Origin of the sequence: Pseudomonas sp. SBT1-2, assembly GCF_028640875.1 — a bacterium.
GTDB lineage: Bacteria > Pseudomonadota > Gammaproteobacteria > Pseudomonadales > Pseudomonadaceae > Aquipseudomonas > Aquipseudomonas chlororaphis_I.
The window spans coordinates 79,061-103,808 of the sequence record NZ_JAQZAA010000085.1; the positions used below are offsets into that span (position 1 = coordinate 79,061).

Annotated in this window: 23 protein-coding genes; 8 read left to right on the top strand and 15 right to left on the bottom strand. The window is 63.1% G+C overall.

The features are described from left to right. Window positions 1-70 precede the first annotated feature (70 nt). Window positions 71-850, top strand: coding sequence for an N-acetylmuramoyl-L-alanine amidase (locus PVZ78_RS17630; RefSeq protein WP_038583259.1), 780 nt, complete (start codon window positions 71-73; stop codon window positions 848-850). Window positions 851-922: 72 nt separating this feature from the next. Next, window positions 923-2,545, top strand: coding sequence for an EAL domain-containing protein (locus PVZ78_RS17635; RefSeq protein WP_016703907.1), 1,623 nt, complete (start codon window positions 923-925; stop codon window positions 2,543-2,545). Window positions 2,546-2,548: 3 nt separating this feature from the next. Here the strand turns inward: PVZ78_RS17635 and PVZ78_RS17640 are convergent, their stop codons facing one another. After that, on the bottom strand, window positions 2,549-4,336 hold the full coding sequence (locus tag PVZ78_RS17640) for a KinB sensor domain-containing domain (protein ID WP_009046286.1): 1,788 nt from the start codon (window positions 4,334-4,336) through the stop codon (window positions 2,549-2,551). Between the two features lie 10 nt (window positions 4,337-4,346). Next, the gene (gene algB / locus PVZ78_RS17645; protein ID WP_053267951.1) at window positions 4,347-5,693 is read right to left on the bottom strand and encodes a sigma-54-dependent response regulator transcription factor AlgB; all 1,347 of its coding nucleotides are present in this window, start codon (window positions 5,691-5,693) and stop codon (window positions 4,347-4,349) included. A 449-nt stretch (window positions 5,694-6,142) separates the two neighbouring features. Here algB and PVZ78_RS17650 point away from each other — a divergent pair, with 449 nt between their 5' ends. The 5 genes from PVZ78_RS17650 (at window position 6,143) to PVZ78_RS17670 (ending at window position 10,639) form a co-directional block, all read left to right on the top strand. Next, the gene (locus PVZ78_RS17650; protein WP_009046288.1) at window positions 6,143-6,430 is read left to right on the top strand and encodes a hypothetical protein; all 288 of its coding nucleotides are present in this window, start codon (window positions 6,143-6,145) and stop codon (window positions 6,428-6,430) included. Window positions 6,431-6,501: 71 nt separating this feature from the next. Then, window positions 6,502-6,666 carry a DUF1328 domain-containing protein gene (locus PVZ78_RS17655; protein ID WP_003177151.1) on the top strand — a complete coding sequence of 55 codons (165 nt, stop codon included), beginning with the start codon at window positions 6,502-6,504 and terminating at the stop codon, window positions 6,664-6,666. A gap of 2 nt (window positions 6,667-6,668) precedes the next feature. Continuing rightward, complete coding sequence (locus tag PVZ78_RS17660; protein WP_009046289.1) at window positions 6,669-7,133, top strand: inhibitor of vertebrate lysozyme family protein; 465 nt, start codon at window positions 6,669-6,671, stop codon at window positions 7,131-7,133. 738 nt (window positions 7,134-7,871) lie between these two features. Further along, entirely contained in the window at window positions 7,872-9,203 is a 1,332-nt protein-coding gene (gene gltP, locus PVZ78_RS17665) for a glutamate/aspartate:proton symporter GltP (RefSeq protein WP_007924276.1), read from the top strand. A gap of 206 nt (window positions 9,204-9,409) precedes the next feature. Further along, window positions 9,410-10,639 (top strand): nucleoside recognition domain-containing protein, encoded by a 1,230-nt coding sequence (locus tag PVZ78_RS17670; RefSeq protein WP_009046290.1) that lies wholly within the window; start codon window positions 9,410-9,412, stop codon window positions 10,637-10,639. A 71-nt stretch (window positions 10,640-10,710) separates the two neighbouring features. Here the strand turns inward: PVZ78_RS17670 and PVZ78_RS17675 are convergent, their stop codons facing one another. From PVZ78_RS17675 to PVZ78_RS17715, 9 genes are all read right to left on the bottom strand, one after another. Beyond that, window positions 10,711-11,343: an ABC-type transport auxiliary lipoprotein family protein gene (locus tag PVZ78_RS17675; protein WP_041987840.1), complete on the bottom strand. Its 633-nt coding sequence runs from the start codon at window positions 11,341-11,343 to the stop codon at window positions 10,711-10,713. After that, window positions 11,340-12,278 carry an MlaD family protein gene (locus tag PVZ78_RS17680; protein ID WP_009046292.1) on the bottom strand — a complete coding sequence of 313 codons (939 nt, stop codon included), beginning with the start codon at window positions 12,276-12,278 and terminating at the stop codon, window positions 11,340-11,342. Before PVZ78_RS17680 ends, PVZ78_RS17675 begins: the two co-directional genes overlap by 4 nt. Window position 12,279: 1 nt before the next feature. Next, on the bottom strand, window positions 12,280-13,083 hold the full coding sequence (locus PVZ78_RS17685) for an ABC transporter ATP-binding protein (RefSeq protein WP_007924271.1): 804 nt from the start codon (window positions 13,081-13,083) through the stop codon (window positions 12,280-12,282). Next, the gene (locus PVZ78_RS17690; RefSeq protein ID WP_016703904.1) at window positions 13,080-14,228 is read right to left on the bottom strand and encodes an ABC transporter permease; all 1,149 of its coding nucleotides are present in this window, start codon (window positions 14,226-14,228) and stop codon (window positions 13,080-13,082) included. Before PVZ78_RS17690 ends, PVZ78_RS17685 begins: the two co-directional genes overlap by 4 nt. A gap of 69 nt (window positions 14,229-14,297) precedes the next feature. After that, window positions 14,298-15,329, bottom strand: coding sequence for a DUF5924 family protein (locus PVZ78_RS17695; RefSeq protein ID WP_135006142.1), 1,032 nt, complete (start codon window positions 15,327-15,329; stop codon window positions 14,298-14,300). A 61-nt stretch (window positions 15,330-15,390) separates the two neighbouring features. Next, on the bottom strand, window positions 15,391-16,776 hold the full coding sequence (locus tag PVZ78_RS17700; RefSeq protein WP_124312594.1) for a M16 family metallopeptidase: 1,386 nt from the start codon (window positions 16,774-16,776) through the stop codon (window positions 15,391-15,393). A 56-nt stretch (window positions 16,777-16,832) separates the two neighbouring features. Beyond that, entirely contained in the window at window positions 16,833-18,491 is a 1,659-nt protein-coding gene (locus tag PVZ78_RS17705; protein WP_028683564.1) for a Na/Pi cotransporter family protein, read from the bottom strand. A 214-nt stretch (window positions 18,492-18,705) separates the two neighbouring features. Continuing rightward, a complete protein-coding gene (locus PVZ78_RS17710) occupies window positions 18,706-19,473 on the bottom strand; it encodes a TerC family protein (RefSeq protein WP_009046297.1) in 768 nt (255 codons plus the stop codon). Between the two features lie 87 nt (window positions 19,474-19,560). Further along, window positions 19,561-20,868: a CitMHS family transporter gene (locus PVZ78_RS17715; RefSeq protein ID WP_007924260.1), complete on the bottom strand. Its 1,308-nt coding sequence runs from the start codon at window positions 20,866-20,868 to the stop codon at window positions 19,561-19,563. 341 nt (window positions 20,869-21,209) lie between these two features. On the opposite strand from PVZ78_RS17715, the gene PVZ78_RS17720 reads away from it, so the two are divergent. Beyond that, window positions 21,210-21,611 carry a GFA family protein gene (locus tag PVZ78_RS17720; protein ID WP_009046298.1) on the top strand — a complete coding sequence of 134 codons (402 nt, stop codon included), beginning with the start codon at window positions 21,210-21,212 and terminating at the stop codon, window positions 21,609-21,611. Window positions 21,612-21,667: 56 nt separating this feature from the next. Here the strand turns inward: PVZ78_RS17720 and PVZ78_RS17725 are convergent, their stop codons facing one another. From PVZ78_RS17725 to PVZ78_RS17740, 4 genes are all read right to left on the bottom strand, one after another. Further along, the gene (locus PVZ78_RS17725) at window positions 21,668-23,629 is read right to left on the bottom strand and encodes a DUF7844 domain-containing protein (protein WP_124300992.1); all 1,962 of its coding nucleotides are present in this window, start codon (window positions 23,627-23,629) and stop codon (window positions 21,668-21,670) included. Then, window positions 23,626-23,946, bottom strand: coding sequence for a DUF2388 domain-containing protein (locus PVZ78_RS17730; RefSeq protein ID WP_009046300.1), 321 nt, complete (start codon window positions 23,944-23,946; stop codon window positions 23,626-23,628). The genes PVZ78_RS17725 and PVZ78_RS17730 overlap by 4 nt, the downstream gene beginning before the upstream one ends. 27 nt (window positions 23,947-23,973) lie before the next feature. Further along, window positions 23,974-24,282 carry a DUF2388 domain-containing protein gene (locus tag PVZ78_RS17735; RefSeq protein ID WP_009046301.1) on the bottom strand — a complete coding sequence of 103 codons (309 nt, stop codon included), beginning with the start codon at window positions 24,280-24,282 and terminating at the stop codon, window positions 23,974-23,976. A gap of 106 nt (window positions 24,283-24,388) precedes the next feature. Then, complete coding sequence (locus tag PVZ78_RS17740; protein WP_009046302.1) at window positions 24,389-24,706, bottom strand: DUF2388 domain-containing protein; 318 nt, start codon at window positions 24,704-24,706, stop codon at window positions 24,389-24,391. Between the last annotated feature and the right edge of the window lie 42 nt (window positions 24,707-24,748).

The following is a 24,748-nucleotide window of genomic DNA, read 5'->3' on the forward strand; positions in this document are numbered from 1 at the left end:
TTTTGCCGGTTTTCCGCAAAGGCAGTACGTTACACTGTTGCATTATTTTCTCCAGCGTACTGCTTCCACCATGAAAGTTCTTGCCCTCGCCTTGTCCCTTCTGTTGCTGGCCGGTTGCGCCAGCGGTCCGCGTTTCGATACCAGCCACCCTTCGGTCAATTTCGATGAGCGGGTGCAATTCGTGGTGGTGCATTACACCTCGGCCTCGATGGAGCGTTCCCTGCAACTGCTGACCCATGGCCAGGTCAGCAGCCACTACCTGATCGGCGACGACAAGGCGGCGACCATCTACAAACTGGTGGACGAGCAGTACCGCGCCTGGCACGCCGGCGAGAGCCAGTGGCAAGGCCGTACCTGGCTGAACTCCAGCTCCATCGGGATCGAGATCGTCAACCCGGGCTTTCGCGACCTGCCCACCGGGCGTGTCTGGTACCCCTACAGCGAAGCGCAGGTCCAGAGCCTGATCGTGCTGCTCAAGGACATCAGCAAGCGCAACAACATCGCGCCACAACACATCATCGGCCACAGCGATATCGCCCCCCTGCGCAAGCTCGACCCGGGCCCGCTGTTCCCCTGGAAGCGTCTGGCCGAAGCCGGGTTGGGCCGGTGGCCGAACGCCCAGGCGGTGGCGCGCCAGGAGGCGTTCTTTGCCGCGCAGTTGCCGAGCGTCGCCTGGTTCCAGCAAGGCCTGGCGCGTCTTGGTTATGAGACGCCGCAGACTGGCGAGCTGGATGTGGCGACCCGTCACGTGCTGGCCGCGTTCCAGATGCATTACCGGCCGTCGCGTTTCGACGGCCAGCCGGATGCGCAAAGCGCTGCGATCCTGCAGGTTCTCAACCAGACAAAATAATGACGCCCGCCCGACGGTCAGGGCTTTTTCTCAATCAGTAGCTATAACTCATTGGTAACCCTCGGATATCCAATGATGCTGGCCGCCCGCGAACCCCTGCGCAGTTGGTTCTATCGCCCCTGGCTGTTGGCGACGTGCGCGGCTGTATTGAGTGCGGCCTTGCTGCTGGCGGCGAGCCTGGGCATTGCGATGCATGAGGCGCAACTGCGCGAAAGCGAGCAGATGAATGCCCAGGGCCAGCGCTTTCTCGAGCGCCTGGAGCAACTGTTCGGCCAGCTGCGCGAAGGCCTGGACGTGCTCGAGGCGCAGCCCCTGCGCGAATGCAGCCCCGAGATGGTCGCGACCCTGCAGCAGATCAGTTTCAGTTATCGCTTCATTTATGAAGCGGCCTACATTGATGCTGCCCAGGCCTGCACCAACTGGCCACGCCAGGACAACCTGGCCGTGATGCGGCCGCCGGATATCAGCGGCCCGACCTACAACTACTGGCTGAACACCTCCACCGAACCCAACGAAAACCGCGCGGCGCTGATGCTCGGGCGGGGCAACTTTCGCGTGGCAACGTCTCGCGGACATCTGACCGATATGGTCGATCTGCCCGCCAACAGCAGCCTGATGGTGGTTCTCGACCATGGCTTGCGGGCCATCCCGGTGCTGGGGCCGGCGCTGGAATGGCCGCCGACCGAGCCGTGGCCGCCCGCGGGGCGCAGCCCGTTGCTGGTGACCCAGGACCAGTTGATCTACCGGATGCCCACCCGCAATCCGGAGTATCAGCTGGTACTCGTCACCCCCCGCACCAACATGCAGCGAGAAATGTTCGAGGGGTGGTGGTGGCTGCTGCCCAGCAGCCTGGCATTGGCGATCTTCATCGGCGGCCTGGCCTTTCAACTGGCCGGGCAGCGCCAGTCCCTGGGCGCCGAATTGCAAGGGGCGCTGCGCCGTGGCGAGCTACAGGTGCTGTATCAGCCCATCTTCGATCTACGAACGCGCCAGTGTGTCGGCGCCGAGGCTCTGCTGCGCTGGCGCCGTCCGGACGGCACCCTGACCAGTCCGGAGCTGTTCATTCCCATGGCGGAGAACACCGGGCAGATCCGCCCCATCACCGATTTTGTCCTGCAACGCCTGCTCGAGCAGTTGGGGCATCTGTTGCGGGCCAACCCGCAGCTGTACATCTCGGTCAACCTGGCGGCCTGCGATGTCATGGTGCCGCGGATCGGCAAGGTGATGGCGCGCCTGCTGGCGCTGCATCGGGTGGCGGCGCGGCAGATCGCCTTCGAAGTCACCGAGCGCGGGCTGATTGATGTGGTGGTCGCCCGGCATAACCTGCAAGCCTTGCGGGACGTTGGCCATCAGGTGCTGATCGACGACTTCGGCACGGGGTATTGCAGCCTGGCCTACCTGCAGACCCTGCCGGTGGATTACCTGAAGATCGACAAGGCATTCATCGATGCCCTGGGGCATGACGCCGCCAGCAGCGGCGTCGCCCCGCACATCATTCGCATGGCCCATGCCCTGGAGCTCAAGGTGATTGCCGAGGGCATCGAATTCGAGGATCAGGCGTTGCTGCTGAGCAGCGAGGGCGTGCGTTTTGGCCAGGGCTGGCTGTTTGCCCATGCACTGAGCGCAGTGCAGTTCATCGACCTGATTACCCGCGGACGCCGCCTGGGCCCGCGGCGTCTGGACGACGAGGTCTAGCCCCTAAAGAGGCAAGGCCAGATAGAACTGGGTCCCCTGCCCGGGCCGCGAATAGACACCCATGCGCCCGCCGTGCAGTTGCACGATTTCCTTGCACAGCGCCAGGCCCAGGCCGGCCCCGCCTTTCTTGCGCCCGACCTGGACGAAGGGTTCGAAAATCCGTCCCTGTTGCCCGTAGGCGATGCCTTCGCCGTTGTCTTCGACGCTGATGATGACCCGCTCGCCATGCCGACGCGCCTGCAAGCGAATCAACCCACCCTTGGCGGTATGCCGCAGGGCATTGTCGATCAGGTTGTCCAGCACCCGTTCCAGTTGCATGCGGTCGGCATGCAGCCGCGGCAGCGGCTCCTGCAGTTCCACCAGCAGCTCGATGCCCTGCGCCGTGGCCGCGCCGATGAAGCGGTTGCGCGCCTGCTCCAGCAACTCTTCGAGGGAGCAGGGTGCCAGGGTGAGTTTCTGCAGGCCGTTCTGATAGCGCGAGAAGTTCAGCAGGTCGTTGATCAGTTGCATCAGGCGCTGCATTTCTTCGTTGACGGTGTTCAGCAGGTCGGCTTCGCGGGAGTCCTCAGGGAAGCGCAGGCGTTCCTGCAGCAGGCCGAACGCCATGTGCATGCCGGTGACCGGGGTGCGCAATTCATGTGAGGCGCGCAGCACGAATTCGCTGCGCACGCGCTCGAAGGCCCGCTGCTCGGTGACGTCGTGCAGCACCATCACCGCGCCGAGGATATGTCCCTGGGGATGGCTGACCGGGGTCAGGCTGTACGTCAGCAGGCGCGACTCGCCATCGACCTCGATGCTCAGGTCTTCCGGCGGCCGTTCCAGGCTGCCGCCGCGCAGCACCAGTTGCAGCTGCTCGTCCAGCTCCGGTCGCTGCAGGGCGCTGCCCAGCCCTTGTCCAAGGCGTTCCTCGTCCCAGCCCAGCTGACGTTGCGCCACCGGGTTGAGGTGTTCCAGGTGACCCTGGCGGTCGATCATCAGCAAGCCGTCGTCGATGCTGTCGAGCACCGATTGCAGGCGCTGCTGGCCGGCGAGCAGTTCGTCGACATTGGTGGCCTGATGCTCGCGCAGGGCTTGGGCCATGATCCCGAAGCGCCGGGTCAGCAAGTTCATCTCGGCAGCCGAAGACAGGGGCAGGGTCACGTCGAAGTTGCCCTGGCCGATATTGTCGGCGGCCTTGGCCAGGGCTTCGATGGGGCCGCCAAAGCGCTGGGCGATGCCGTGGGCGGTGATGAAGCCGATGATCAGCACGGCCAGCCCGACGAGGCCGAGCAGGCCGGCGATCAGCAAGGCGCGATTGCGGGCCTGATGTTCGATGTCATTGATGTTGTCCAGGGCCTGCTTGTGTTCGCTGATCAAGCCATTGCGCAGGGTATTGAAGCGGTGGGTCAGTTCCGTATTGCCATTGACCCCTGCCGAGGTCCCGTCGGCACGCTCGAAGGCCTCGAAGAAGCTCTGGTAGTCGTCGCGTGCCTGGGTGAAGCCGTTGCGCACATTGTTTTGCCGTTCATGCTCGATGCCCTGGTCGAGCAGGGCCAGGTATTCCTGCCTGGAGTCGTCCAGCGCCGCCCGGTCAGGGTTGTGGTTGAGCATGATGATCAGTTGGTCGCCCAGGGTCTGGCGCAGCTTGAGCCCCAGGTCCAGGGTGATGAAGTTGTTGCGGATCAGCGCTTCCTGGGTCTTGGCCATCTGCATCACGCTGACCAGCCCGAGCAGCAGGCCGAGCAGCGCCACGGTGATCAGCGCCGAGATGCTCAGAAACAGTCTCGTGCGCAGTTTCATCGCTAACTTCATGAGGTGCGGCTCACAGGTTGTACTGTTTGCGTTTGCGGTACAGCGTCGAGGCGTCGATACCGAGCGTCTTGGCGGCCTGGTCGAGAGTATCGCTGGTGGCCAGCACGGCGCCGATATGGGCTTTCTCCAGCTCGTCCAGGCTCAAGGCGGCGCCGATGCGCGGAGTGTTGTTGGTGGGTTGCTCGGCCATGCCCAGGTGGCTGATCTCCACTTTCTCCTGGGGGCAGATGATGCTGGCGCGTTCCACCACGTTGCGCAGCTCGCGGATATTGCCCGGCCAGCGGTAATTGAGCAGCGCTTCGCGGGCCTCGTCGCTGAAGCCTCGGGCGGGACGGGCGTATTCCTTGACGAAGCGTGCGAGGAAACGGTCGGCCAGGGTCAGGATGTCTTCGCTGCGTTCGCGCAGCGGCGGCAGGTGCAGGGTGATCACGTTCAGGCGGTACAGCAGGTCTTCACGAAAGCGTCCGTCGCGTACCATGTCCTCGAGGTTGAGGTTGGTCGCGGCGAGGATGCGCACGTCGGCGCGACGGGTCACCGGGTCGCCGACCCGCTCGTATTCCTTGTCCTGGATGAACCGCAGCAACTTGGGTTGCAGGGTCAGCGGGAAGTCGCCGATCTCATCGAGGAACAGCGTGCCGCCATCGGCCTGGTTGACCCGGCCAAGGGTGCTTTCGCTGGCGCCGGTGAAGGCTCCGCGGCTGTGACCGAACAATTCGCTCTCCATCAGCTCGGCGTTCAGCGACGGGCAGTTGATGGTCACACAGGATTTCTTGGCGCGCTTGCTCCAGCCGTGAATGGCCCGGGCCAGCTCGCCCTTGCCGGTGCCGGATTCGCCGAGGATCAGGATGTTGGCATCGGTGCCGGCGACCTGGCGGGCGGTTTCCAGCACCACTTTCATCGCCGGGCTGTGGGAGTCCAGGCCGTCCTTGGGTTTGCGCACTTCGCCTTCGAGGGCTTCCAGGCGCGCCGAGAGCTGGCGGACTTCCAGCTGCTTGGCGGTCGCCAGGCGCAGTTGGTCGGGGCTGCAGGGCTTGACCAGGTAGTCGGCGGCGCCGGCCTGGATCGCGTCCACCGCGGTGTCGACGGCCGAATGGGCAGTGACTATCACCACCCGCATCCAGGGGGCCTGGATGCGCATCTGGGCCAGCACCTCCAGGCCATTGTCCTCGCCCAGGCGCAGGTCGAGGAAACACAGGTCGAACACCTGGCGTTGCAGCAAGGCCTCGGCCTGAGCGGCGCTGTTGGCCGTGGCGACGGTATAGCCCTCGTCTTCCAGGCAATAACGGAAGGTACGCAGGATTGCGGACTCATCATCTACCAGAAGAATGCGGCCTTGATTTTCCGGTGCTGATTCCATGTCCGAGGCTCCTGAAGTAAGTGATCTTATTTAGTCCCGGAAAAATCGGGCAAGTTGCATGGTTAATTCTTATCGATTCCCAGGGGTGCAGGTTAGTCATCTCCGGGGTGTATTGCTAATCGATTGAAAATAATAGGTTTTTTATTGCTTTTAGGACTTCTCCGTAATTCTTTCCCGATTTCGTCACTGTACTCCTGCATTTTCAGCCGCGTTTTTTTCCTCAAGTATCAGTCCAATCGTGCAATTCGCACGGTATCCAGGGCGGCATCGTGCAGGATGGCGTATGAAGATCTTCCTTGTTTGCTTTCAAAGCATTGTTTTTATTGAATTTATTTCAATTCAAAAAACTGGCATGCAGGCTGCAACAGTCTGATCAGACTCGGCCGAACAAGCTGCAAGCGCAGCCACAAGCGCTTGAGAACAATGACCCGCGTGGGAGGAGCCTCCGGATGAAACGCCAACGTCTCGCCCAATTGTCTGTTTCGCCCCTGCACCTGCAGCAGGGATTGTTCGCCAGCCTGGCATTGCTGGTGACCTTGATTGGCGGTCAGCAGTTTTCACGTTGGGAGCAGAGCCAGCAGCAAGAGGCTGTGAGGTTGCCGGTTTATCACACCACTCAAACCCACTTCAGTGCAGTCAGCACTCGGTTTGCCGATTCCGCCCCGCTGCATCTGATGGACGTCGACCAGGCTCAGCCTGCCACCGACACGGCTTATCAGGAGCGCTGGGTGTTCTAGGCAGGACAGCCGGTACGCAACTGCGGGCCGGCTAAGCAGTACCTCTAAATAGAAGCGTAAGGAGAATGACCATGTTGAGCTGGGCAATCACATTCCTGATCATTGCCATCATCGCCGCGGTACTGGGCTTCGGTGGTATCGCGGGCACCGCCACGGGTATCGCCAAGATTCTCTTTGTCGTTTTCCTGGTGATGTTCATTGCTTCCTTCTTCTTTGGCCGTCGTGGTCGAGGTTGAACATGAGCGTTTCTTTGAAAGCATTGGCCGCCGCCCTGTTACTGGGCGGCGCGGCCACGGCGATGGCAGCCAACGACGGTCAGACCCGGGTCAACGAGTTGTTGAACAGCGACCCGCAATACCGCGAAACCTGGCAGGACGTCGTCGAAAAGGAAGAGCGCCTGCCGGAGTGGGTGATGAACCTGTCCGGTGATGCGCAGCAGATGAATGCGCTGGAAGAAGACGGCGACAAGTACCTGGTCGGTCCGCTTTGCGAAACCCGCGATACCTGTCGCAACCAGCGCCTGATCGTGGCGTTCAGTTTCGACAAGAAACACGCCTACGCCATGTTGGTCGAAGTGCCGGCGGGCCTGCCCGCGGACAAGTCGCCGACCCGCCATGCCGAATACCGTTTTCTCGGCAAGCCGGACGCTGGCATGCAGGGCTTGCTCAGGGAACAGCTGAAAAAGGACCCGAACTGGTACTGAGTTTGCGGTTCGAAAGCTTCGATCATGGAAGGCGAGTGTCCAGCGGGCCTTGCTTTCCGTTGCACCGCCCCGAGGAGGGGCAGCGCATGACCAGGGGGCCGGGACGTTCTGATCGAAACCGGATCGGAGTGACCTAGGGGTACAGGGAGTGCCTCCGCGAGGGCCGGGTCAGGAAAAACTGCGGCGCAAGCTCGCAAGCCGCTCAGGCTTGACGACTTGCGTCGTGTTTGAATGCCACAAACCTTTGTGGCAGAGCGGTGCCTGCTTTTTCAGGCAGGGGTTCGCGACAAATATTCCGAGTTGCCTGGCCTAACCGTTTCACGGTGTTTCTTTGCGACCGTACATCGAGAAACTTTTGCCTTTTTCCAGACGGGATTTCTGGTTCTAACGTAAGAACTTTCCCTTCTTTCGAAGGTCATTCCGAATCCTTCCAAAAGCGCTGAATGCCGCCTGAAATGGCCGTTTCACGGTAGATGGCCAGGCCGAAATGTCGCATTCGAACCGGTTGGGACGCCCGTTTCGTTTAGAAAAACTCATGCCGATTCGGCATAGGGTAGGCGTTTACGGCATTAGACGCGCCCCCCTTGCGTCGGAATAGTTGCGCCTTTTTTCGCCTGCAGAGAGCCGTAAATGCTCGCTCGGGGTGACCTTATACGGGGGCCGATGCACAGACTTTTCCGCCATTGAGCGTTCCAGTTCGCGCATCAGCCCGAGTCCAACTGAAGTAAGGGTAATGATATGAAGAAGGCAAAACTAAGCCTCGCCTGGCAGATCCTCATCGGTCTGGTGCTGGGGATTGCAATTGGTGCGCTGCTCAACCATTTCAGTGCCGAAAAAGCCTGGTGGATCAGCAACGTCCTGCAACCTGCGGGCGATATCTTTATCCGCTTGATCAAGATGATCGTGATCCCGATCGTGATTTCCTCGCTGATCGTCGGTATCGCCGGCGTGGGCGACGCGAAGAAACTCGGGCGTATCGGCCTGAAGACCATCATCTACTTCGAAATCGTCACCACCATCGCGATCCTGGTCGGCCTGGTGCTGGCCAACGTGTTCCACCCGGGCGCCGGCATCGACATGAGCACCCTGGGTACCGTGGATATTTCCAAGTACCAGGCGACCGCCGCCGAGGTACAGCATGAACACGCGTTCATCGAAACCATCCTCAACCTGATCCCATCGAACATCTTCGCGGCCATGGCCCGCGGCGAGATGCTGCCGATCATCTTCTTCTCGGTGCTGTTCGGCCTCGGTCTGTCGAGCCTGCAGGCCGACCTGCGCGAGCCGCTGGTGAAGATGTTCCAGGGCGTCTCGGAAAGCATGTTCAAAGTTACCCACATGATCATGAACTACGCCCCGATCGGCGTATTCGCCCTGATCGCGGTGACCGTGGCCAACTTCGGTTTCGCCTCCCTGCTGCCGCTGGCCAAGCTGGTGATCCTGGTTTACGTGGCCATCGCCTTCTTCGCCTTCGTGGTCCTGGGCCTGATCGCTCGCCTGTTCGGCTTCTCGGTGATCAAGCTGATGCGCATCTTCAAGGATGAGCTGGTGCTGGCCTACTCCACCGCAAGCTCCGAAACCGTGCTGCCGCGGGTGATCGAGAAGATGGAAGCCTACGGTGCGCCGAAAGCCATCTGCAGTTTCGTGGTGCCGACCGGTTACTCGTTCAACCTCGACGGTTCGACCCTGTACCAGAGCATCGCGGCGATCTTCATCGCGCAGCTGTACGGCATCGACCTGTCGATCAGCCAGCAACTGCTGTTGGTCCTGACCCTGATGGTCACCTCCAAAGGCATCGCCGGCGTACCGGGCGTGTCCTTCGTGGTCCTGCTGGCGACCCTGGGCAGCGTGGGCATTCCGCTGGAAGGCCTGGCCTTCATCGCCGGTGTCGACCGCATCATGGACATGGCCCGTACTGCCCTGAACGTGATTGGCAACGCCCTGGCGGTACTGGTCATCGCTCGTTGGGAAGGCATGTACGACGACGCCAAGGGCCAGCGCTACTGGAACTCCCTGCCGCACTGGCGCAGCAAGGAGCCGCTGCCAGCCGGTGAAGTCACCAAAGGCTGATACCTGTAGCCGCTGCCGAAGGCTGCGATAAGTTCCGCAGGAACTTCGCGATCCGGGCCGCGGCGCCTCCTGCGCAGGCGAGCGCAGCCTGTGGCAGCGGCTAGCAATGTTCTGCTCTGTCATCATCGACAAACCCCGGTCAATCCGGGGTTTGTCGTTTCTGTCCGCCCCGCTATCATTCGCCGCATCTTCTGGGGGAATAACTGATGCTCAATGGCCTGTGGCTTGGCTTCTTCATCGTGGCGGCCGTTTCAGCGCTGGCGCAGTGGCTGGTTGGCGGTAATGCCGGGATCTTCTCGGCGATGGTGGAAAGCATCTTCGCCATGGCCAAGTTGTCGGTGGAAGTGATGGTGCTGCTGTTCGGCACCCTGACCCTGTGGCTGGGCTTTTTGCGGATCGCCGAGAAGGCCGGGATCGTCGACTGGCTGGCCAAGGCCCTGGGCCCGCTGTTCACCCGCCTGATGCCGGACGTGCCGCCAGGGCACCCGGCCATCGGCCTGATCACCCTGAACTTCGCGGCCAACGGCCTGGGGCTGGACAACGCCGCCACGCCGATCGGCCTCAAGGCCATGCGCGCCCTGCAGGACCTCAACCCCAGCGAAACCACGGCGAGCAACGCGCAGATCCTGTTCCTGGTGCTGAACGCCTCGTCCCTGACCCTGCTGCCGGTGACCATCTTCATGTACCGCGCCCAGCAGGGCGCCGCCGACCCGACCCTGGTGTTCCTGCCGATCCTGCTGGCCACCAGCGCCTCGACCCTGGTCGGCCTGCTGTCGGTCGCGGTGATGCAGCGCCTGCGCCTGTGGGATCCGGTGGTACTGGCCTACCTGATTCCCGGCGCCCTGGCCCTGGGCGGCTTCATGGCCCTGCTGGCCACGCTGTCGGCCACCGCGCTGGCGTCGCTGTCGTCGATCCTGGGCAACCTGACGTTGTTCGGCCTGATCATGCTGTTCCTGGTGATTGGCGCGTTACGCAAGGTCAAGGTCTACGAGGCCTTCGTCGAGGGCGCCAAGGAAGGTTTCGACGTCGCCAAGAACCTGCTGCCGTATCTGGTGGCGATGCTCTGCGCGGTGGGCGTGCTGCGCGCCTCCGGGGCCCTGGACTTCGGCCTGGACGGCATCCGCCATCTGGTGGAATGGGCTGGCTGGGACACGCGTTTCGTCGATGCCCTGCCGACGGCCCTGGTCAAGCCGTTCTCCGGCAGTGCCGCGCGGGCGATGCTGATCGAAACCATGCAGACCCAGGGCGTGGACAGTTTCCCGGCGTTGGCCGCGGCGACTATCCAGGGCAGTACCGAGACCACCTTTTACGTGCTGGCGGTGTACTTCGGTTCGGTCGGCATCCAGCGCGCGCGCCATGCCGTCGGCTGCGCCCTGCTGGCCGAGCTGGCCGGCGTGGTGGCGGCGATTGCGGTGTGCTACTGGTTCTTCGGCTGATCGCGAGCAAGCTCGCTCCTACAAGGATGATAAACATCCTGTAGGAGCGAGGCCTGCCCGCGATGAGGCCGTCAGCGCCTGACCAACTGGCTGCCCTGCTTCACCGTCCACTCCACCACCTGCCGGTTCAGGGTATCCCCCGCCTGGCCAAATCCGGCGACCACCGCCGGCACCTTGGTATCGTTCAGCGGCTGGCGCACTTCGAAGCGCTGGCTGGCCAGGATCTTCTGATCGTAGCCGCGCACCAGGCGCGCATCCAGGCGGATCACCACCGCCACGGCCTTGCCCTGGTATTCGCTCTGGAATGCCTGCAGGTTGCCGCCCAGTTCAAGATCGGTCTGCACATCGCTGTCGTCGGTGCCCAGCAGTTGCACCCGACCGTCGGCGAGGAATCCGTCCAGCAGCCGATTGCGCAACAACACCGGCGCCGGATCGCTCCAGCGCGCGTCCTTGTAGCTGCTGATCACATCGCCCTGGGGGATCACAGCGATTCTCGCGCTGTTCAAGGCGTCGCTCGCCAGGGGTTTGGTCAGGCGCAGGGACCAGGGCTGTGTGTGTCCCTGAGGCTGGGCTGCGGCGCTCTGGGCCGTGGGCAGGCGATAGATATCCACTGGGTCGGCCTGGGGCAGGATCGAGCAGGCGCCGCTCAAGGCGAAGCCGGCGGCCAGGGCCAGCCGGCCGAATGGGCGATAGGCACGCGTCATGGCGTGAACTCCTTGTTCTTGTCACTGCCCAGCAGGTAGCCGCTGGGGTTGGCTTCCAGGCGACGCGAAATGGCCCGCAGCGAGCTCAGGGTGTCGCGCAGCTCGCGCACCGCCGGCGCCAGGCCATTGAGGCCCTGGATGCCGTTGTTCAGCGAGTCCTGGTTGTCGGTCAGCAGTTTGTTGATGGTGGCGCTGCTCTGTTCCAGCGATTGCATGGCCAGCTCGGCGCTGCCGAACATCTGCTTGCCCTGCTCGTTGAGCAGGCCGTTGGCATTGCGCATCAGCGCGGTGGTCTGTTCCAGGGTGGCGCTGGCCTGCTTGCCGATGGACGCCAGTTGCTGCATGGCCAGGCGCACGTCGCCGCGCTGTTCGGCGATGGCCCCAGTGGTCTGCTCCAGGTGTTCGAGGGTGTTGCCGATGCGCTCGACGTTCTCTGGCGAGAACATGCTGTTGGCGTTGTGCAGCAGCAGGTTGACGCTGGTCATCAGGTCTTCGCTGTTGTTCAGCAAGCGGGCGATCGGCGATGGCGAAGCGACGATCACCGGCAGTTTGCCGTCCTTGCCCTGAAGCGGCTGGCTTTGCGGGGTGCCGCCACTGAGCTGGATGATCGAAGTCCCAGTGATGCCGGTCAGGGTCAGCTTGGCCTGGGTGTCTTCCTTGATCGGGGTTTCACCGCTCAGGCGGATCCGCGCCAGGACCCGGCGCGGGTCGTTCGGGTCCAGGCGCAGGCTGACCACATCGCCGACCTTGATCCCGCTGTACTGCACGGCGCTGCCTTTGGACAGGCCGCTGACGGCCTCGTTGAACACGACCTCGTAGTCCTTGAACTCCGTGTCGACGCTGGACTTGGCCAGCCACAGGCCGAACAGCAGGGCGCCGACCACCACAATCACGGTGAACAGGCCGATCAGTACATGATGGGCTCGGGTTTCCATGTCATACCTCGTTGAGCTGTGTAGCGGCCTGATACGCCGCGCGGCCGCGAGGGCCATGGAAGTACTCGTGAATCCAGGCGTCGTCGGTCTCGGCGACCTGGTCGATGGCATCCGCCACCAGCACCTTTTTCTGCGCCAGCACCGCCACCCGGTCGGTGATGGTGTACAGCGTATCCAGGTCGTGGGTGACCAGGAACACGCTCAGGCCCAGGGCGTCACGCAGGGTCAGGATCAATTGGTCGAACGCCGCGGCGCCGATCGGGTCGAGGCCGGCGGTGGGTTCGTCGAGAAACAGGATGTCCGGGTCCAGGGCCAGCGCCCGGGCCAGGGCGGCGCGCTTGATCATGCCACCGGACAGCGAGGCCGGGTATTTGTCGGCCGCCGACAGCGGTAGCCCGGCCAGCGCCAGCTTCACCGCCGCCAGGTGCTCGGCGTCGGCGCGGCTCAGGCCGGCGTGCTCGATCAGCGGCAGGGCGACGTTTTCGGTCACGGTCAGCGACGAGAACAGCGCGCCCTTCTGGAACAGCACGCCGAAGCGCCGTTCGATCAGCGAGCGCTCATGTTCCGCCAGGCTTGGCAGGTTCTGGCCGAACACCCGCACCGAGCCTTCGCTGGGCTGGCGCAGGCCGATGATGCTGCGCAGCAGTACCGACTTGCCGCTGCCCGAACCGCCGACCACGGCGAGGATCTCGCCCTTGTACAGGTCCAGGTCGAGGTTTTCGTGCACGCTCTGCGGGCCGAAGCGATTGCACAGGCCGCGGACTTCGATCACCGCCTCGGCAGGCGGCCGGGTTGAACGGTTCACCAGCCCATCTCCATGAAGAACAGCGCGGCGACGGCATCGAGGACGATCACCACGAAGATCGATTGCACCACACTGGACGTGGTGTGGGCCCCCACAGACTCGGCGCTGCCGCTGACCTTGAAGCCTTCCAGGCAGCCGATGGCGGCGATCAGGAAGGCGAAGATCGGCGCCTTGACCATGCCCACCAGGAAATGCTGCACGCCGATGTCCGATTGCAGCAAGGCGAGGAACATCGCCGGCGAGATATCCAGCGACAGCGCGCAGACCACCCCGCCACCGACAATCCCCGAGAGCATCGCCAGGAAGGTCAGCATCGGCAGCGCCACCAGCAGCGCCAGGACCCGGGGCAGCACCAGCAGCTCCATCGGGTCCAGGCCCAGGGTGCGGATGGCGTCGATTTCTTCGTTGGCCTTCATCGAGCCGATTTGCGCGGTAAAGGCGCTCGCGGTCCGGCCGGCCATGAGGATCGCGGTGAGCAGCACGCCGAATTCACGCAGGAAGGAGAACGCCACCAGGTCCACGGTAAAGATGCTGGCGCCGAAACTCTGCAGCACCGTGGCGCCGAGGAAGGCCACTACGGCGCCCACCAGGAAGGTCAGCAGAGCGACGATGGGCGCGGCGTCGAGGCCGGTCTGCTCGATATGCGCGACCATCGGCGTGATGCGCCAGCGCTTGGGATGCAGCAGGCCACGGACCAGGGTTTCCAGGATCAGGCCGACGAAACCCAGCAGCTTCAGGCTGTCCTGCCAGATGGCGTCGACCGCCTTGCCGATCCGGGTCAGCAACAGGATGCCGACCGATACTTCCGGTTCCTTGAGCGGCACGCAGAAGTCGCTCAGCGAGCAATAGACAGTCTGCAGCAGCGCGCGGTCGGCCGAAGACAGGGTGCAGTCGGGGTGTTCGGCGGACTTGCCGAGACGCTCGGAACCCAGCAGTTCGACCAGCAGCGAGGCGCCCGCGGTATCCAGGGCGCCGAGGCCGTTGAGGTCGATGTGGGTGCTGGTGTCGTATTGTCCGGTGAGCTTTTCGCAGAGGTGCTTGAGCTCGGTGTAATGGACGAGCGTCCAGTCCCCCGTGACTCGCAACCGCGAGGGGGAACTTGACGTATCCAGTTGGGCACTGCCGGCCGTCGCGCTCTGGGTCATAAGCTCCGTGCTTGTATGGTTTTTACGCAGTGCTACGTAATACCACGATCGAGGCGACTTTGCCTTGTACTAAGGTGCTGAGTTTTGTCCGTTGATGCCGGTGATCTTGAAGCGCAGCACGCCGATCACCTGCCCGTCTTCGGTCAGCACCCGGACCTGCCAGCTGCCGGTCGGATCGCCGGGGAAGTTCTGCTTGTGCGACCAGGCGCGGTAGCCCTCCTTGCGCCCGCCGTGGATGTCCAGGGCCACCCGGTCGACCTCTTTGCCGTTGAATTGCCAGACGTGATAAATGCGCTCGTCCAGCCCGCGCGGCGCATTGATCGCGGTGTAGGCATACAGCCCGGTGCTGCGCACGTCGCTGGCGCTGACTTCCTTGAGGCTGGCGCCGGGGGTGCGGTCCTGCAACTGGGTGCTGATGGCTTCCTCGGCGATCCACAAGGTCGCCGGCGGAACCCAGGAACGCAGCAGCCAGCCGGTGCCGCCGATGGCCAGGGTCATGCCCAGCAGCATCAGCGCACCGCGCAGGTTGCGGATCGGGAAGATCGACGCGAGGCTGGGGAATGACAGCAGCATGGCGATACCCAGGGCCAGCTTGAAGCTCTGTGCGGTGGTCAGGTGCAGGATGATCGGCAGCGCGGTCAGCAGCGCGGCGAACAGCGTCAGGGTATGCAGGGCGAGGAACAGCCAGCGCCGCGGGGCCAGCCATTTGTAGTACAGCGGGTCGATGATCGAGACCAGCGCCGAGGCGCCCAGCAGGCCGGTGAATACCAGCTGTCCGCTGTTCCAGGCGGTGGTGATGAAGAAGAACGGCAGGACGAAAAACAGGCTTTCCTGGTGAATCATCTGCGTTGCGTAACGCAGCAGCGGCTGGGGGATTTCCCGCTTGAAGATCTTGGTGAACAGCTGGGTCAGGCTGTTTTCCAGCATCAGCCAGATCCAGCTCACCAGCATGATCACGGCGATCCAGGTGGCCAGGCCCTGTTGGCGGTCCACCAGGATGAAACTGCCGACACCGGAAATGAAACCGCCGAGCGCAATGACCCCTGGGTAGCGCTTCATCAGTTCCAGGATGCGCTGCATGTAATGAGTCAGGTTTGGCATTCGGCGATCACACTAGAAAAAATCCCCGACAGAATAACGGTTTAGCATGACAAAAGACGCATCAGCCACGGATTCGTTTGCGATAAGCGCGCCAGCCGAACAGCGCCAATATGATCAATAGCAGTGCGCCGAGGATCAGCCCGCTCAAGGCCGTGTAGCTCAGCAGCGGTTTTTCGATCCGCAGGTAGCCGGGTTGCTCCAGCAGCTGGCGCATGGCCTGGTTGGCCTGCTTCAGGCTGACGGCTTTCAGGCGCTTGGCCGGGTCGCTGAAACGCCCGTCCGCATAGTCGCTCAAGGCGCCCCAGTAATAGTCCGCCAGGGCGCTGTTGCCCTGCACCGCCCAGGCCTGGCGGGCAATGGCGGCCTGTTGCAGACGGGCGAAGGTGGCGGGCTCCAGGCCGTCCTTGAGCAATTGCGCCTTGAGCTCATCGATCACCTGTCGGGCCTGGGGCAGGTCCGCGCGTTCCAGGTCGGCATTCAGGCTGAGAAAGCCGACGCCGCCGAACACCTCGCGTTCGCTGTTCGGTCCGTAGGACAGCTCGTGCTGCAGGCGCAGCTTCTGGTACAGCGCCCAGTCCAGGTAATCCTTGAGCAGGTCGAAGGTTTCATCGTGCTGCCGGTCGAGGGTTGGCTCGGGAAACAGCCAATGCAGCTTGGCGCTGTCGCCGACCCAGCCGTGGATCAGGCTGCGCTCGGCGACGGCCGTTTGTTGAATGTCCGGCAGGCCCTGGTGCTCGCTGGGCTCCACCGGTTCCAGCGCGCCGTAGCTGCGCTCCAGGTAGGCCGGCAACAGGCGGTCAAGGTCACCGACGACGATCAGGGTCATGTTGTTCGGCGCGTACCAGTCCTTGCGCAGCCGCTCCAGCTGTTCGAGGGTCAGTTGATCGACCTCGGCCCGTTCGGCGCATTTCAGGCCCAGCTCCACCGCCAGCTGGTTGCTGGCGGTGTGGCCGAGGTCCTGGCGGTCCAGCCAGCGTTGCAGGTGCGAGTAGTGCCCGCCGTCCTCGCGCTCGACCACCCGTTTCGCCGTTTGCAGTGCGTTGTCGTCGAGTTCGGTGCGGGTCAAGAGGGCCAGCAGCAGGTCCAGTACCTTGCGCTGGTTTTTCGCCGGGGCCTCGATAACGAAGGTGGTGTCGGCATTGCTGGTATAGGCGTTCCACTCGCCGCCCAGGGCTTGCATGCGCTCCTCCAGCCCGCCCTCGCCGCTGGCGTCGATGCCGCTGAACAGCAGGTGTTCGAGCACATGCGGCAGTTCCTTGTCGGCGCAGCCGAAGTCGTCCAGCCCTACCCCGACCACCAGGCGAATCGCTACGTGGCCGCGCTCGCTGCCCGGCTTGAGCAGCAACTGCAGGCCGTTGGGCAGCATGTAGCCCTCGACCTGGAAGCGATCCAGGGCAAACGAGTGGGCTGATCCGAGCAGCAGACAGGCGAGTAACAGGCAACGCATAACAGGCTTCCTTACGACGGGCGTAAGTTCTACAGACTTCGGGTAACTGTGGACGTTCAGGGTGAATGGGTGATGTCAGTCATATCGTCCACGGCGAGCGCACCGGTTTCGGACGTCCCCAGCACCACGTAGGCGCTGCCGCAGAACAGCGAATTCAAGCGTTTCATATCGGCGATCAGTTCCAGGTGCAGCGAACTGGTCTCGATGCTCTGGACGATTTTACGTTGCAGGCGGCTGACATGGGCATGGGCCAGGCGACGTTCCTGAGCGCGAAAGCGGCGTTTTTCCCGCAGCAACTGCCGGGCGCTTTCCGGATCGGCGCTGAGAAACACCGAAAGCCCCAATCGCAGGTTGGCGATCAGCTGTTCATGCAGGCCGACCAGTTCCTCGATGCCGACTTCGGAAAAGGAGCGGCGCTGCGCGGTCTTCTGCTGCTGGATCTTGCGCAGCATGCGTTCGATCAGGTCGCTGGCCAGTTTCAGGTTGATCGCCAGTTCGATGATTTCGGCCCAGCGCCGGCTGTCCTGTTCGCTGAGGTCTTCCCGGGGCATCTGCGCCAGGTAGAGCTTGATCGCGTTATAGAGCACTTCGACGTCGTCGTTGAGGTTGCGCATTTCCTGGGTGATCGCGGTCTGCTTGCCGTGCAGCACATCGCGCACGGCTTCGAGCATGTTATCGATCAGGTCACCGATGCGCAGGGTTTCCCGCGCCGCGTTGGCCAGGGCCAAGCTGGGGGTGGCCAGGGCGGTCGGATCGAGGTGGCGAGGCTTGGCCCGGCCGTTGGTTTCCGGGCGCTCCGGCAGCAGCCAGGCGCAGACCTTGGCCATCGGCCCGACCGTCGGCAGCAGCACCAGGCAACGCAGGGTGTTGTAGAGCAGGTGGAAACCGATCACCACCTCTTGCGGGCTGAAGTCCAGGCTGTCCATCCAGTGGGCGAGCGGGTCGAGCACCGGAATGATCAGCAGCAGGCCGATCAGCTTGTACAGCAGGCTGCCCAGCGCCACCTGGCGGCCGGCGGCGTTCTGCATGTTGGTGCTGAGAAAGGCCAGCACCCCGCTGCCGATGTTGGCGCCGATCACCAGGCCGATGGCCACCGGCAGGCTGATCACGCCGGCCCCGGCCAGGGTCGCGGTAAGCAGCACGGCGGCCAGGCTGGAGTAGGAAATCATGGCGAACAGCGCACCCATCAGGGCATCGAGCAGGATGTCGCCGGTCAGCGAGGCGAACAGGACTTTCACGCCTTGGGCATGGGTGATGGGCGCGGCGGCTTCGACGATCAGTTGCAGTGCCAGGATGATCAGCCCCAGGCCGATCCCTACCCGCCCGAGCTGGCCGGCGCGGGTCTGTTTGCGCGACAGGAAGAAGATCACCCCGAGAAAGATCAGCAGCGGCGACAGCCAGGACAGGTCGAAGGTCAGCACCCGGGCCATCAGCGCGGTGCCGACGTCGGCGCCGAGCATGGTCGCCAGGGCGGGTGTCAGGGCCATCAGCCCCTGGCCGACGAACGAGGTGACCAGCATCGCCGTGGCGTTGCTGCTCTGGACCATGGCGGTGACCAGGATCCCGGCGATGAAGGCCAGCGGACGCTTGGCCATGTTCTGGCCGATCAGGTGACGCAGGTTCGAGCCATAGACCCGCAGGATGCCGGTGCGGACGATATGCGTGCCCCAGATCAGCAAGGCCACGGCGGAGAGCAAATTGAGCAGGGTGAGCATAACGGCCCCCTGTGGTGAATAGCGCCCCAGAGGGGCAAGTTAACGGTGCCGCGCGTCGTTCTACGTTCTGTACTTAAGCTGTAGTTGGCTAACGGTCTGTGCGCCAGCATCGCATAGCTGATGCGGCGATTGAAACAAAACTGTCATGAAAAAACGGCTTTTCGCAGGTGTGAAAAAGGGGCTCGAAAGCCCCTTTTTCTGCTGCGCTCTCGGGTTATTGACCCGGGATGTCCTTGCGCAGTTTCACCGGGTCCTGCTGCTTTTTCTTTTTCGCGATGGCGGTGCGCATCTTGATGTTGATCGCCTCCACCGCCAGCGAGAAGGCCATGGCGAAGTAGACGTAGCCTTTTGGCACATGCACTTCGAACGCCTCGGCGATCAGTACGGTACCGACCACCAGCAGGAACGACAGCGCCAGCATCTTCAGCGACGGGTGCTTGTCGATGAACTCGCTGATGGTGCCCGAGGCCAGCATCATCACCAGCACCGCGACGATGATCGCCGCGACCATGACCGGCACATGGGAGACCATGCCGACGGCGGTGATCACCGAGTCCAGGGAGAACACGATGTCGATGATCGCGATCTGGATGATGGTGTAGAGGAAGTTGCCGCCCTTGCCGCTTGGTTCTTCCGCGGTTTCGTCCTCGCCTTCCAGGGCGTGGTACATCTCCTGGGAGCTCTTCCAGAGCAGGAACAGGCCACCGAAGAACAGGATCAGGTCACGCCCGGAAATACCCTGGCCGAAGACCACGAACAGGTCGGCGGTCAGGCGCATGACCCAGGTGATCGACAGCAGCAGGAGGATCCGCGTGATCATGGCCAGCGCCAGGCCGAAAATCCGGGTCCGTGCCTGCATGTGTTTGGGCATGCGGCTGACCAGGATCGAGATCATGATGATGTTGTCGATACCCAGGACGATTTCCAGGGCGGTCAGGGTAAAGAAGGCAACCCAGATTTCCGGGTTGGTCAGCCATTCCATGTGTATTCCTTTGAGCGAGTGTTGTACCGCGCCAGTCGAGATTTCCGAGAACGAAGTCTAGCGGCCGACGCGGTGAGTCATTGCTTTTTATAGAGTGCTGAACAGCGGAAAAATCCCCATCAGCAAGGCGGCGAACATTATGCACAGGCAAACCAGTACTGCCCACTTGAGGGTGAAGCGCTGGTGATCGCCGAACTCGATACCGGCCAGGGCCACCAGCAGGTAGGTGGATGGTACCAGCGGGCTGAGCAAGTGGACGGGTTGGCCGACGATCGAGGCACGTGCCATTTCCACCGCGGTGATGCCGTAGTGACTGGCGGCCTCGGCGAGAACGGGCAGCACGCCGTAATAGAAGGCATCGTTGGACATGAAGAAGGTGAACGGCATGCTCACCAGCGCGGTGATCACCGCCAGGTACGGGCCCAGTGCATCCGGAATCACCGCCAGCAGGCTCTTCGACATGGCGTCGACCATGCCGGTACCGGACAGGATGCCAGTGAAGATACCGGCGGCGAAGATCAGCCCGACCACCGCCAGCACGCTGCCAGCGTGGGCCGCGACGCGGTCCTTCTGCTGTTGCAGGCATGGATAGTTGACGATCATCGCGATACTGAAGGCCACCATGAACAGCACTGGCAGCGGCAACAGGCCGGCGATCAGTGCGCACATCAGGGCGAAGGTCAGGGCGCCGTTGAACCAGATCAGCTTCGGACGGCGGGCGTCCGGGAACTGCGAGACGCTGATTTCGCTGTGGTCGATCTCGTCGCCCTGCAGGTGCAGTTCACCCAGGCGCGCACGTTCGCGCTTGCCGTACATATAGGCGATCGCCAGGATCGCCACCACGCCGGCCAGCATCGCCGGGATCATCGGCACGAAGATGTCCGACGGGTCGACATGCAGCGCACTGGCGGCACGGGCGGTCGGGCCACCCCAGGGGGTCATGTTCATCACGCCGCCAGCCAGGATGATCAGGCCGGCCATGATCCGCGGGCTCATGCCGATGCGGCTGTACAGCGGCAGCATGGCCGCCACGCAGATCATGTAGGTGGTGGCGCCGTCGCCGTCCAGGGACACCACCAGCGCGAGCACGGCGGTACCGACCGAGACCTTGAGCGGGTCACCCTTGACCAGCTTGAGGATCTTGCGCACGGCCGGGTCGAACAGGCCGGAGTCGATCATCAGGGCGAAATACAGGATGGCGAACATCAGCATCACGCCGGTCGGTGCCAGCTTGGTGATGCCTTCGAGCATCATCGGGCCGATCTTCGGGGCGAAGCCGCCGAACAGTGCGAACAGGATAGGAACGATGATCAGGGCGATCAGCGCGGACAGGCGCTTGGTCATGATCAGGAACATGAAGGTGATGACCATGGCGAAGCCAAGGAAAGTCAGCATGGGAATACTCCAGGCGTAGCGCGGCTAGGGAATGGCGAACCGGTTGGGGTCAGCGCAGAACGGGAAGCGCGGGACGTGGAGGAAGCGGGGCGAAAAGGCGGGTACGAACGGACATCAGAATCACCATTGTTGTTGTTAATTGGGCCTGGAGGCGCGAAAACGCCCAATGGCCAACCGGTCTGTTGCCGGCAGTGGAGGCGATCCTAATCGCGGAAGCTTTCAGCTACCTTTCGTTGTAGAAAGCAATGATCAGATGCGTCGCAAGCCGACGTGCGGTTAAAAAACAACCAGATCGGCCTGCTGACGGAGTTTTCCGCTGCCATTCGATGGGAGGTCCTTGTATGAGCCTGTTGCATACCGGCGGTTGCCATTGCGGCCAGCTGCGTTATCAGTTCAGCGGGCCGTTGCGCGATATCGCCCATTGCCATTGTTCGATCTGCCGACGGGTCAGCGGCGGCCTGGTGACCACCTGGATCACCCTGCCCCGCCCGGCTTTCCAGTGGCTGGCCGGGACGCCGGCGTGTTACCACTCCTCACCCGGCTGTGCGCGGTACTTCTGCCCGAACTGCGGTGCCCATCTGGCGCTGATCACACAACTGAGCCCGGACAGCATCGATGTGACCATCGCTACCCTGGATCATCCGGAACTGGCGCCGGCCGAGCGGCATATCTGGACCGACAGCCGTTTGCCCTGGCTGCACCTGGATGAGCAGCTGCCGGGAGAGGCCGAGGAGACGTTGTAAGGTTGCGGGATCGCTTCGCGGGCCAGCTATGAAGGAGGCTGGCCCGCGATGCGGGATCAGGGCAGTTCCAGCCCGCCCGCGGCCTTGTGCAAGGCCCGCAGGTGTTCGCCCAGCTGTTTCAGGTTGGCTTCGTTGGCGGCGATTTCGGCGGCGCGGTTCGGCTCCAGCAAGGCCCGTACTTCCTTGTCCAGATCGCCGGTCAGGGCCTGCAGCTGTTTCTGGCGCAGGCTGCTTTCCGACTCCAGGCGTTGCCATTCGCTTGGCTGCGGCAAGCCATAGCCGCTGCTACCGAGCAACTCGGCCGGGCGACTGAGGAAGCCGCTGTTGGCGAGGATTTCCTGCAGGGTCTTGTTGGCCTTGTCCATGCCGCCGTTCTGCAGGTCGCGAGCGCCCAGGTAACGCTGCTTGACCTCATCCTGGGCCAACAGCAGCTGGCGCCGGAAGCTCGCCTGTTCGAGCAGCAGCAAGGCAGCGCTGGTGCGCAGGTCCGCCTGGTCGAACCATTGGCGGCGCTGCGCGGCGCTCAGGGACAGCCAGTCTTCGACGCTGTTCTGTTTGATCGGCAGATGCTTTTTCAACACTTCGAACATCGCCTGGTAACGGTCGCGGAAAGAGTCGAAGCGATACCCCAGGCGCAAGGCTTCGCGAGGGTCGTCCAGCACGCTGGTGTCGGCCAGGCCACGGCCCTTGAGCACTTCCAGCAGGCCGTTGGGCATGATGCTGTCGAGCCCGGTGAGCTGGGCATTGTTGCTGCCGCTGCGCAGCAGCTTCAGGCTTTCCACGGCGCAGTTGTTGGACAGGAAGTAATAGTTGCCGTCGTAGCTCCAGTGCATCTCGGCGGCGCGTTCGACCACCTCTTCGATCTCGCTGCGCGAGAGGTTCAGCGGCACCGAAGCCAGGCTGCGCAACTCGGTCTTGGTGTATTCATCGATGACCTGGGCCAACGGCAGGATAAACAGGCGGGACGGGTATTTGCCGACCAGGCCGTCCCAGCTCGACAGCTGCACGTCACCGACAAAGGCGCGGTAGGACAGCACCAGGTGCTGCTCGAGGTCCAGCCGGCAGTCCGGCCCGCGCGGTCGGCCGGGGGCGCAGATCACCAGGCGCAACATGCTGTGCCCCCAGCGGCTGACCCAGTTCTGGTTGGCTTCGGCCAGCAGGTAATCCACGGCGTAGACCCGCTCCGGGTCGACCTTGCCCAGCGGCTGCTTGGCGAAGTCGTTGCCGGCGTTGAGGAAGGCGAAGGATTGGGTGCAGGTGTCCTTGGCCTTCGGCGCCCAGCCGAAATGCTCCTGGTAATAACGGTACAGCGCTGGCCGGCGGCAGGCGTAGCTCGGGTCCAGGAGGAAGTACTCCATGTTCACCGCGACGAACTCTTTCGGGTTGGTCGTTTCGTAGATATCCGGGCTGCGGGCGATCTGGCGGTTGTACTGCTCGCGTTCGCCGCGGCGGCCGACGTATTGCGGCCAGCCGGCGAGGTCGAGCAGGCGCGGGTCGTCGCTGAGGGTGAAGCGGCGCGCGGTCTGGCCGCGGCACTGGTCCGGCAGCCCGATCAGGCCCGAGGCACTGTTCTGGCGGCTGCAACGCTGGATCAGCGTGCGCTCGGCGCCCGACCACAGGCGCGAACGGTCATAAATATGGGTGAGTTCATGCAGCACGGTGGCGAGCATTTCCCGGCGCACGGTGCCATGGGGGCGATGGGTTTTCTGGGTGGCCGCGCTGCCGTCGGTGAGGCCGGCCAGCAGCTTGCGATTCAGGTCGAGTTCGTCGACCAGCGATGCCTGGCCGTAGGCGTTGTGAGGCATGTCGTCGGTCCAGCCGACATCGATGCGACGGTCCAGTTGTTCGATGAAGCGCGGCGGCAGCGCTTGCATCGCTTCATCCAGCAGCGCCTGGCTGGCGTGCTGCTGTTCCGGGCTCAAGCCTTCGGTCTTGAGCCGCAGTTGCAGGTCGGCCTGAGCGCTGTTGCCCAAGAGTAACAGCGCTGCACCCAGCAGCCAGGCAGCGAGCGGCCTCACAGTGCGAGGATGGCTTCGGCGAGCACCTGATCACTGGCGTCGCGGGCTTCCGGCACGCGGTTACGCAAGGTATCGAAGGCGGCCTCCAGCTGGGCGCCACGAATATCGCCGTCGCTGGCGACGAAGCTGGCGGCGTCGTCATGGGCGGCACGCACGATTTTCGAGTCGCGGATGGAGGTGGTGGTGTCCGAGGTGAAATCGATGGTACGACCAAAGGCTCGAACGATGATGTTACTGGTGGCTACCAGGGTTTGTGCCTGGGCCACATCAGCCAACAGCAACAGGCCAAGGGTGGCAGCAATCAGCGGGCTACGCATGGAACGACTCCGGGATGACAGGGATAGTTATTGGACGAGAATTGCCTGCGCCAGTTCAAGGTCGCCGACATGAAGTTGTGGCTGGGTTTTACGCAGGTATTTCAGGGCTGATTCCAGCCGGGCTCCGCGCAGGTGGCCGTCAGTGGCGACGAACGCCGCGGCATCATCCTGGGCAGCCAGTACGCGTTTGTTGTCGAAAGGCGCGGAGGTCACCTTGCTGGTGGCGTAGCCAGTGATGACCAGGCCTTGTGTGCTCAAGTCGAAAGCAGCGGCCGAGCCTGTCCAGCAAACGGCAATCAACGAAGGGACGGTAAGCAGGGATCTGAAAAAACGCATGAGTCTCGACAGCTGAAAAACCAGCGGCAAGGCTAGCGCAATGCCCGGGCGAGAGCCAGCGCCCAGGGTTTCGGGTGCGTTGGGCGCACCCGTCGCCGGACCGGTGTCAGATCGTCAGGATGGCCTGAGCGAGCTGGGCGTCAGTAGCGCTCAGTTGTGGCAACTGTTGGCGGATGTGGTCAAACGCGCTTTCCAGCTTCACTCCACGAATGGCGCCTTCGGTGGCGACAAAACTGGCGGCGTCGTCACGAGCGGCGCGCACGATTTTGTCGTCACGGAACGAGGATGTGACGTCGGAAGTCGCATCGGAAGTGGCCTTGAGTGCGCCGACAACCGCATCGGTGGTGACGATAAAGCTGGAGGCGTGGGCGTTGGAGGCCAAGGCCAGCAAGGCAGCAGCGCTGAGCAGGCGAAGACGGGACATAGGTAAAACTCCTTGATAACAGATAGGGTGGTGCTGAGTGGG

Bases quoted from the DNA above. Each gene is read 5' to 3' on its own strand.
- PVZ78_RS17630 (WP_038583259.1), top strand. From the start codon at position 71: ATGAAAGTTCTTGCCCTCGCCTTGTCCCTTCTGTTGCTGGCCGGTTGC.
- PVZ78_RS17635 (WP_016703907.1), top strand. From the start codon at position 923: ATGATGCTGGCCGCCCGCGAACCCCTGCGCAGTTGGTTCTATCGCCCC.
- PVZ78_RS17640 (WP_009046286.1), bottom strand. From the start codon at position 4,336: ATGAAGTTAGCGATGAAACTGCGCACGAGACTGTTTCTGAGCATCTCG.
- algB (WP_053267951.1), bottom strand. From the start codon at position 5,693: ATGGAATCAGCACCGGAAAATCAAGGCCGCATTCTTCTGGTAGATGAT.
- PVZ78_RS17650 (WP_009046288.1), top strand. From the start codon at position 6,143: ATGAAACGCCAACGTCTCGCCCAATTGTCTGTTTCGCCCCTGCACCTG.
- PVZ78_RS17655 (WP_003177151.1), top strand. From the start codon at position 6,502: ATGTTGAGCTGGGCAATCACATTCCTGATCATTGCCATCATCGCCGCG.
- PVZ78_RS17660 (WP_009046289.1), top strand. From the start codon at position 6,669: ATGAGCGTTTCTTTGAAAGCATTGGCCGCCGCCCTGTTACTGGGCGGC.
- gltP (WP_007924276.1), top strand. From the start codon at position 7,872: ATGAAGAAGGCAAAACTAAGCCTCGCCTGGCAGATCCTCATCGGTCTG.
- PVZ78_RS17670 (WP_009046290.1), top strand. From the start codon at position 9,410: ATGCTCAATGGCCTGTGGCTTGGCTTCTTCATCGTGGCGGCCGTTTCA.
- PVZ78_RS17675 (WP_041987840.1), bottom strand. From the start codon at position 11,343: ATGACGCGTGCCTATCGCCCATTCGGCCGGCTGGCCCTGGCCGCCGGC.
- PVZ78_RS17680 (WP_009046292.1), bottom strand. From the start codon at position 12,278: ATGGAAACCCGAGCCCATCATGTACTGATCGGCCTGTTCACCGTGATT.
- PVZ78_RS17690 (WP_016703904.1), bottom strand. From the start codon at position 14,228: ATGACCCAGAGCGCGACGGCCGGCAGTGCCCAACTGGATACGTCAAGT.
- PVZ78_RS17695 (WP_135006142.1), bottom strand. From the start codon at position 15,329: ATGCCAAACCTGACTCATTACATGCAGCGCATCCTGGAACTGATGAAG.
- PVZ78_RS17700 (WP_124312594.1), bottom strand. From the start codon at position 16,776: ATGCGTTGCCTGTTACTCGCCTGTCTGCTGCTCGGATCAGCCCACTCG.
- PVZ78_RS17705 (WP_028683564.1), bottom strand. From the start codon at position 18,491: ATGCTCACCCTGCTCAATTTGCTCTCCGCCGTGGCCTTGCTGATCTGG.
- PVZ78_RS17710 (WP_009046297.1), bottom strand. From the start codon at position 19,473: ATGGAATGGCTGACCAACCCGGAAATCTGGGTTGCCTTCTTTACCCTG.
- PVZ78_RS17715 (WP_007924260.1), bottom strand. From the start codon at position 20,868: ATGCTGACTTTCCTTGGCTTCGCCATGGTCATCACCTTCATGTTCCTG.
- PVZ78_RS17720 (WP_009046298.1), top strand. From the start codon at position 21,210: ATGAGCCTGTTGCATACCGGCGGTTGCCATTGCGGCCAGCTGCGTTAT.
- PVZ78_RS17730 (WP_009046300.1), bottom strand. From the start codon at position 23,946: ATGCGTAGCCCGCTGATTGCTGCCACCCTTGGCCTGTTGCTGTTGGCT.
- PVZ78_RS17735 (WP_009046301.1), bottom strand. From the start codon at position 24,282: ATGCGTTTTTTCAGATCCCTGCTTACCGTCCCTTCGTTGATTGCCGTT.
- PVZ78_RS17740 (WP_009046302.1), bottom strand. From the start codon at position 24,706: ATGTCCCGTCTTCGCCTGCTCAGCGCTGCTGCCTTGCTGGCCTTGGCC.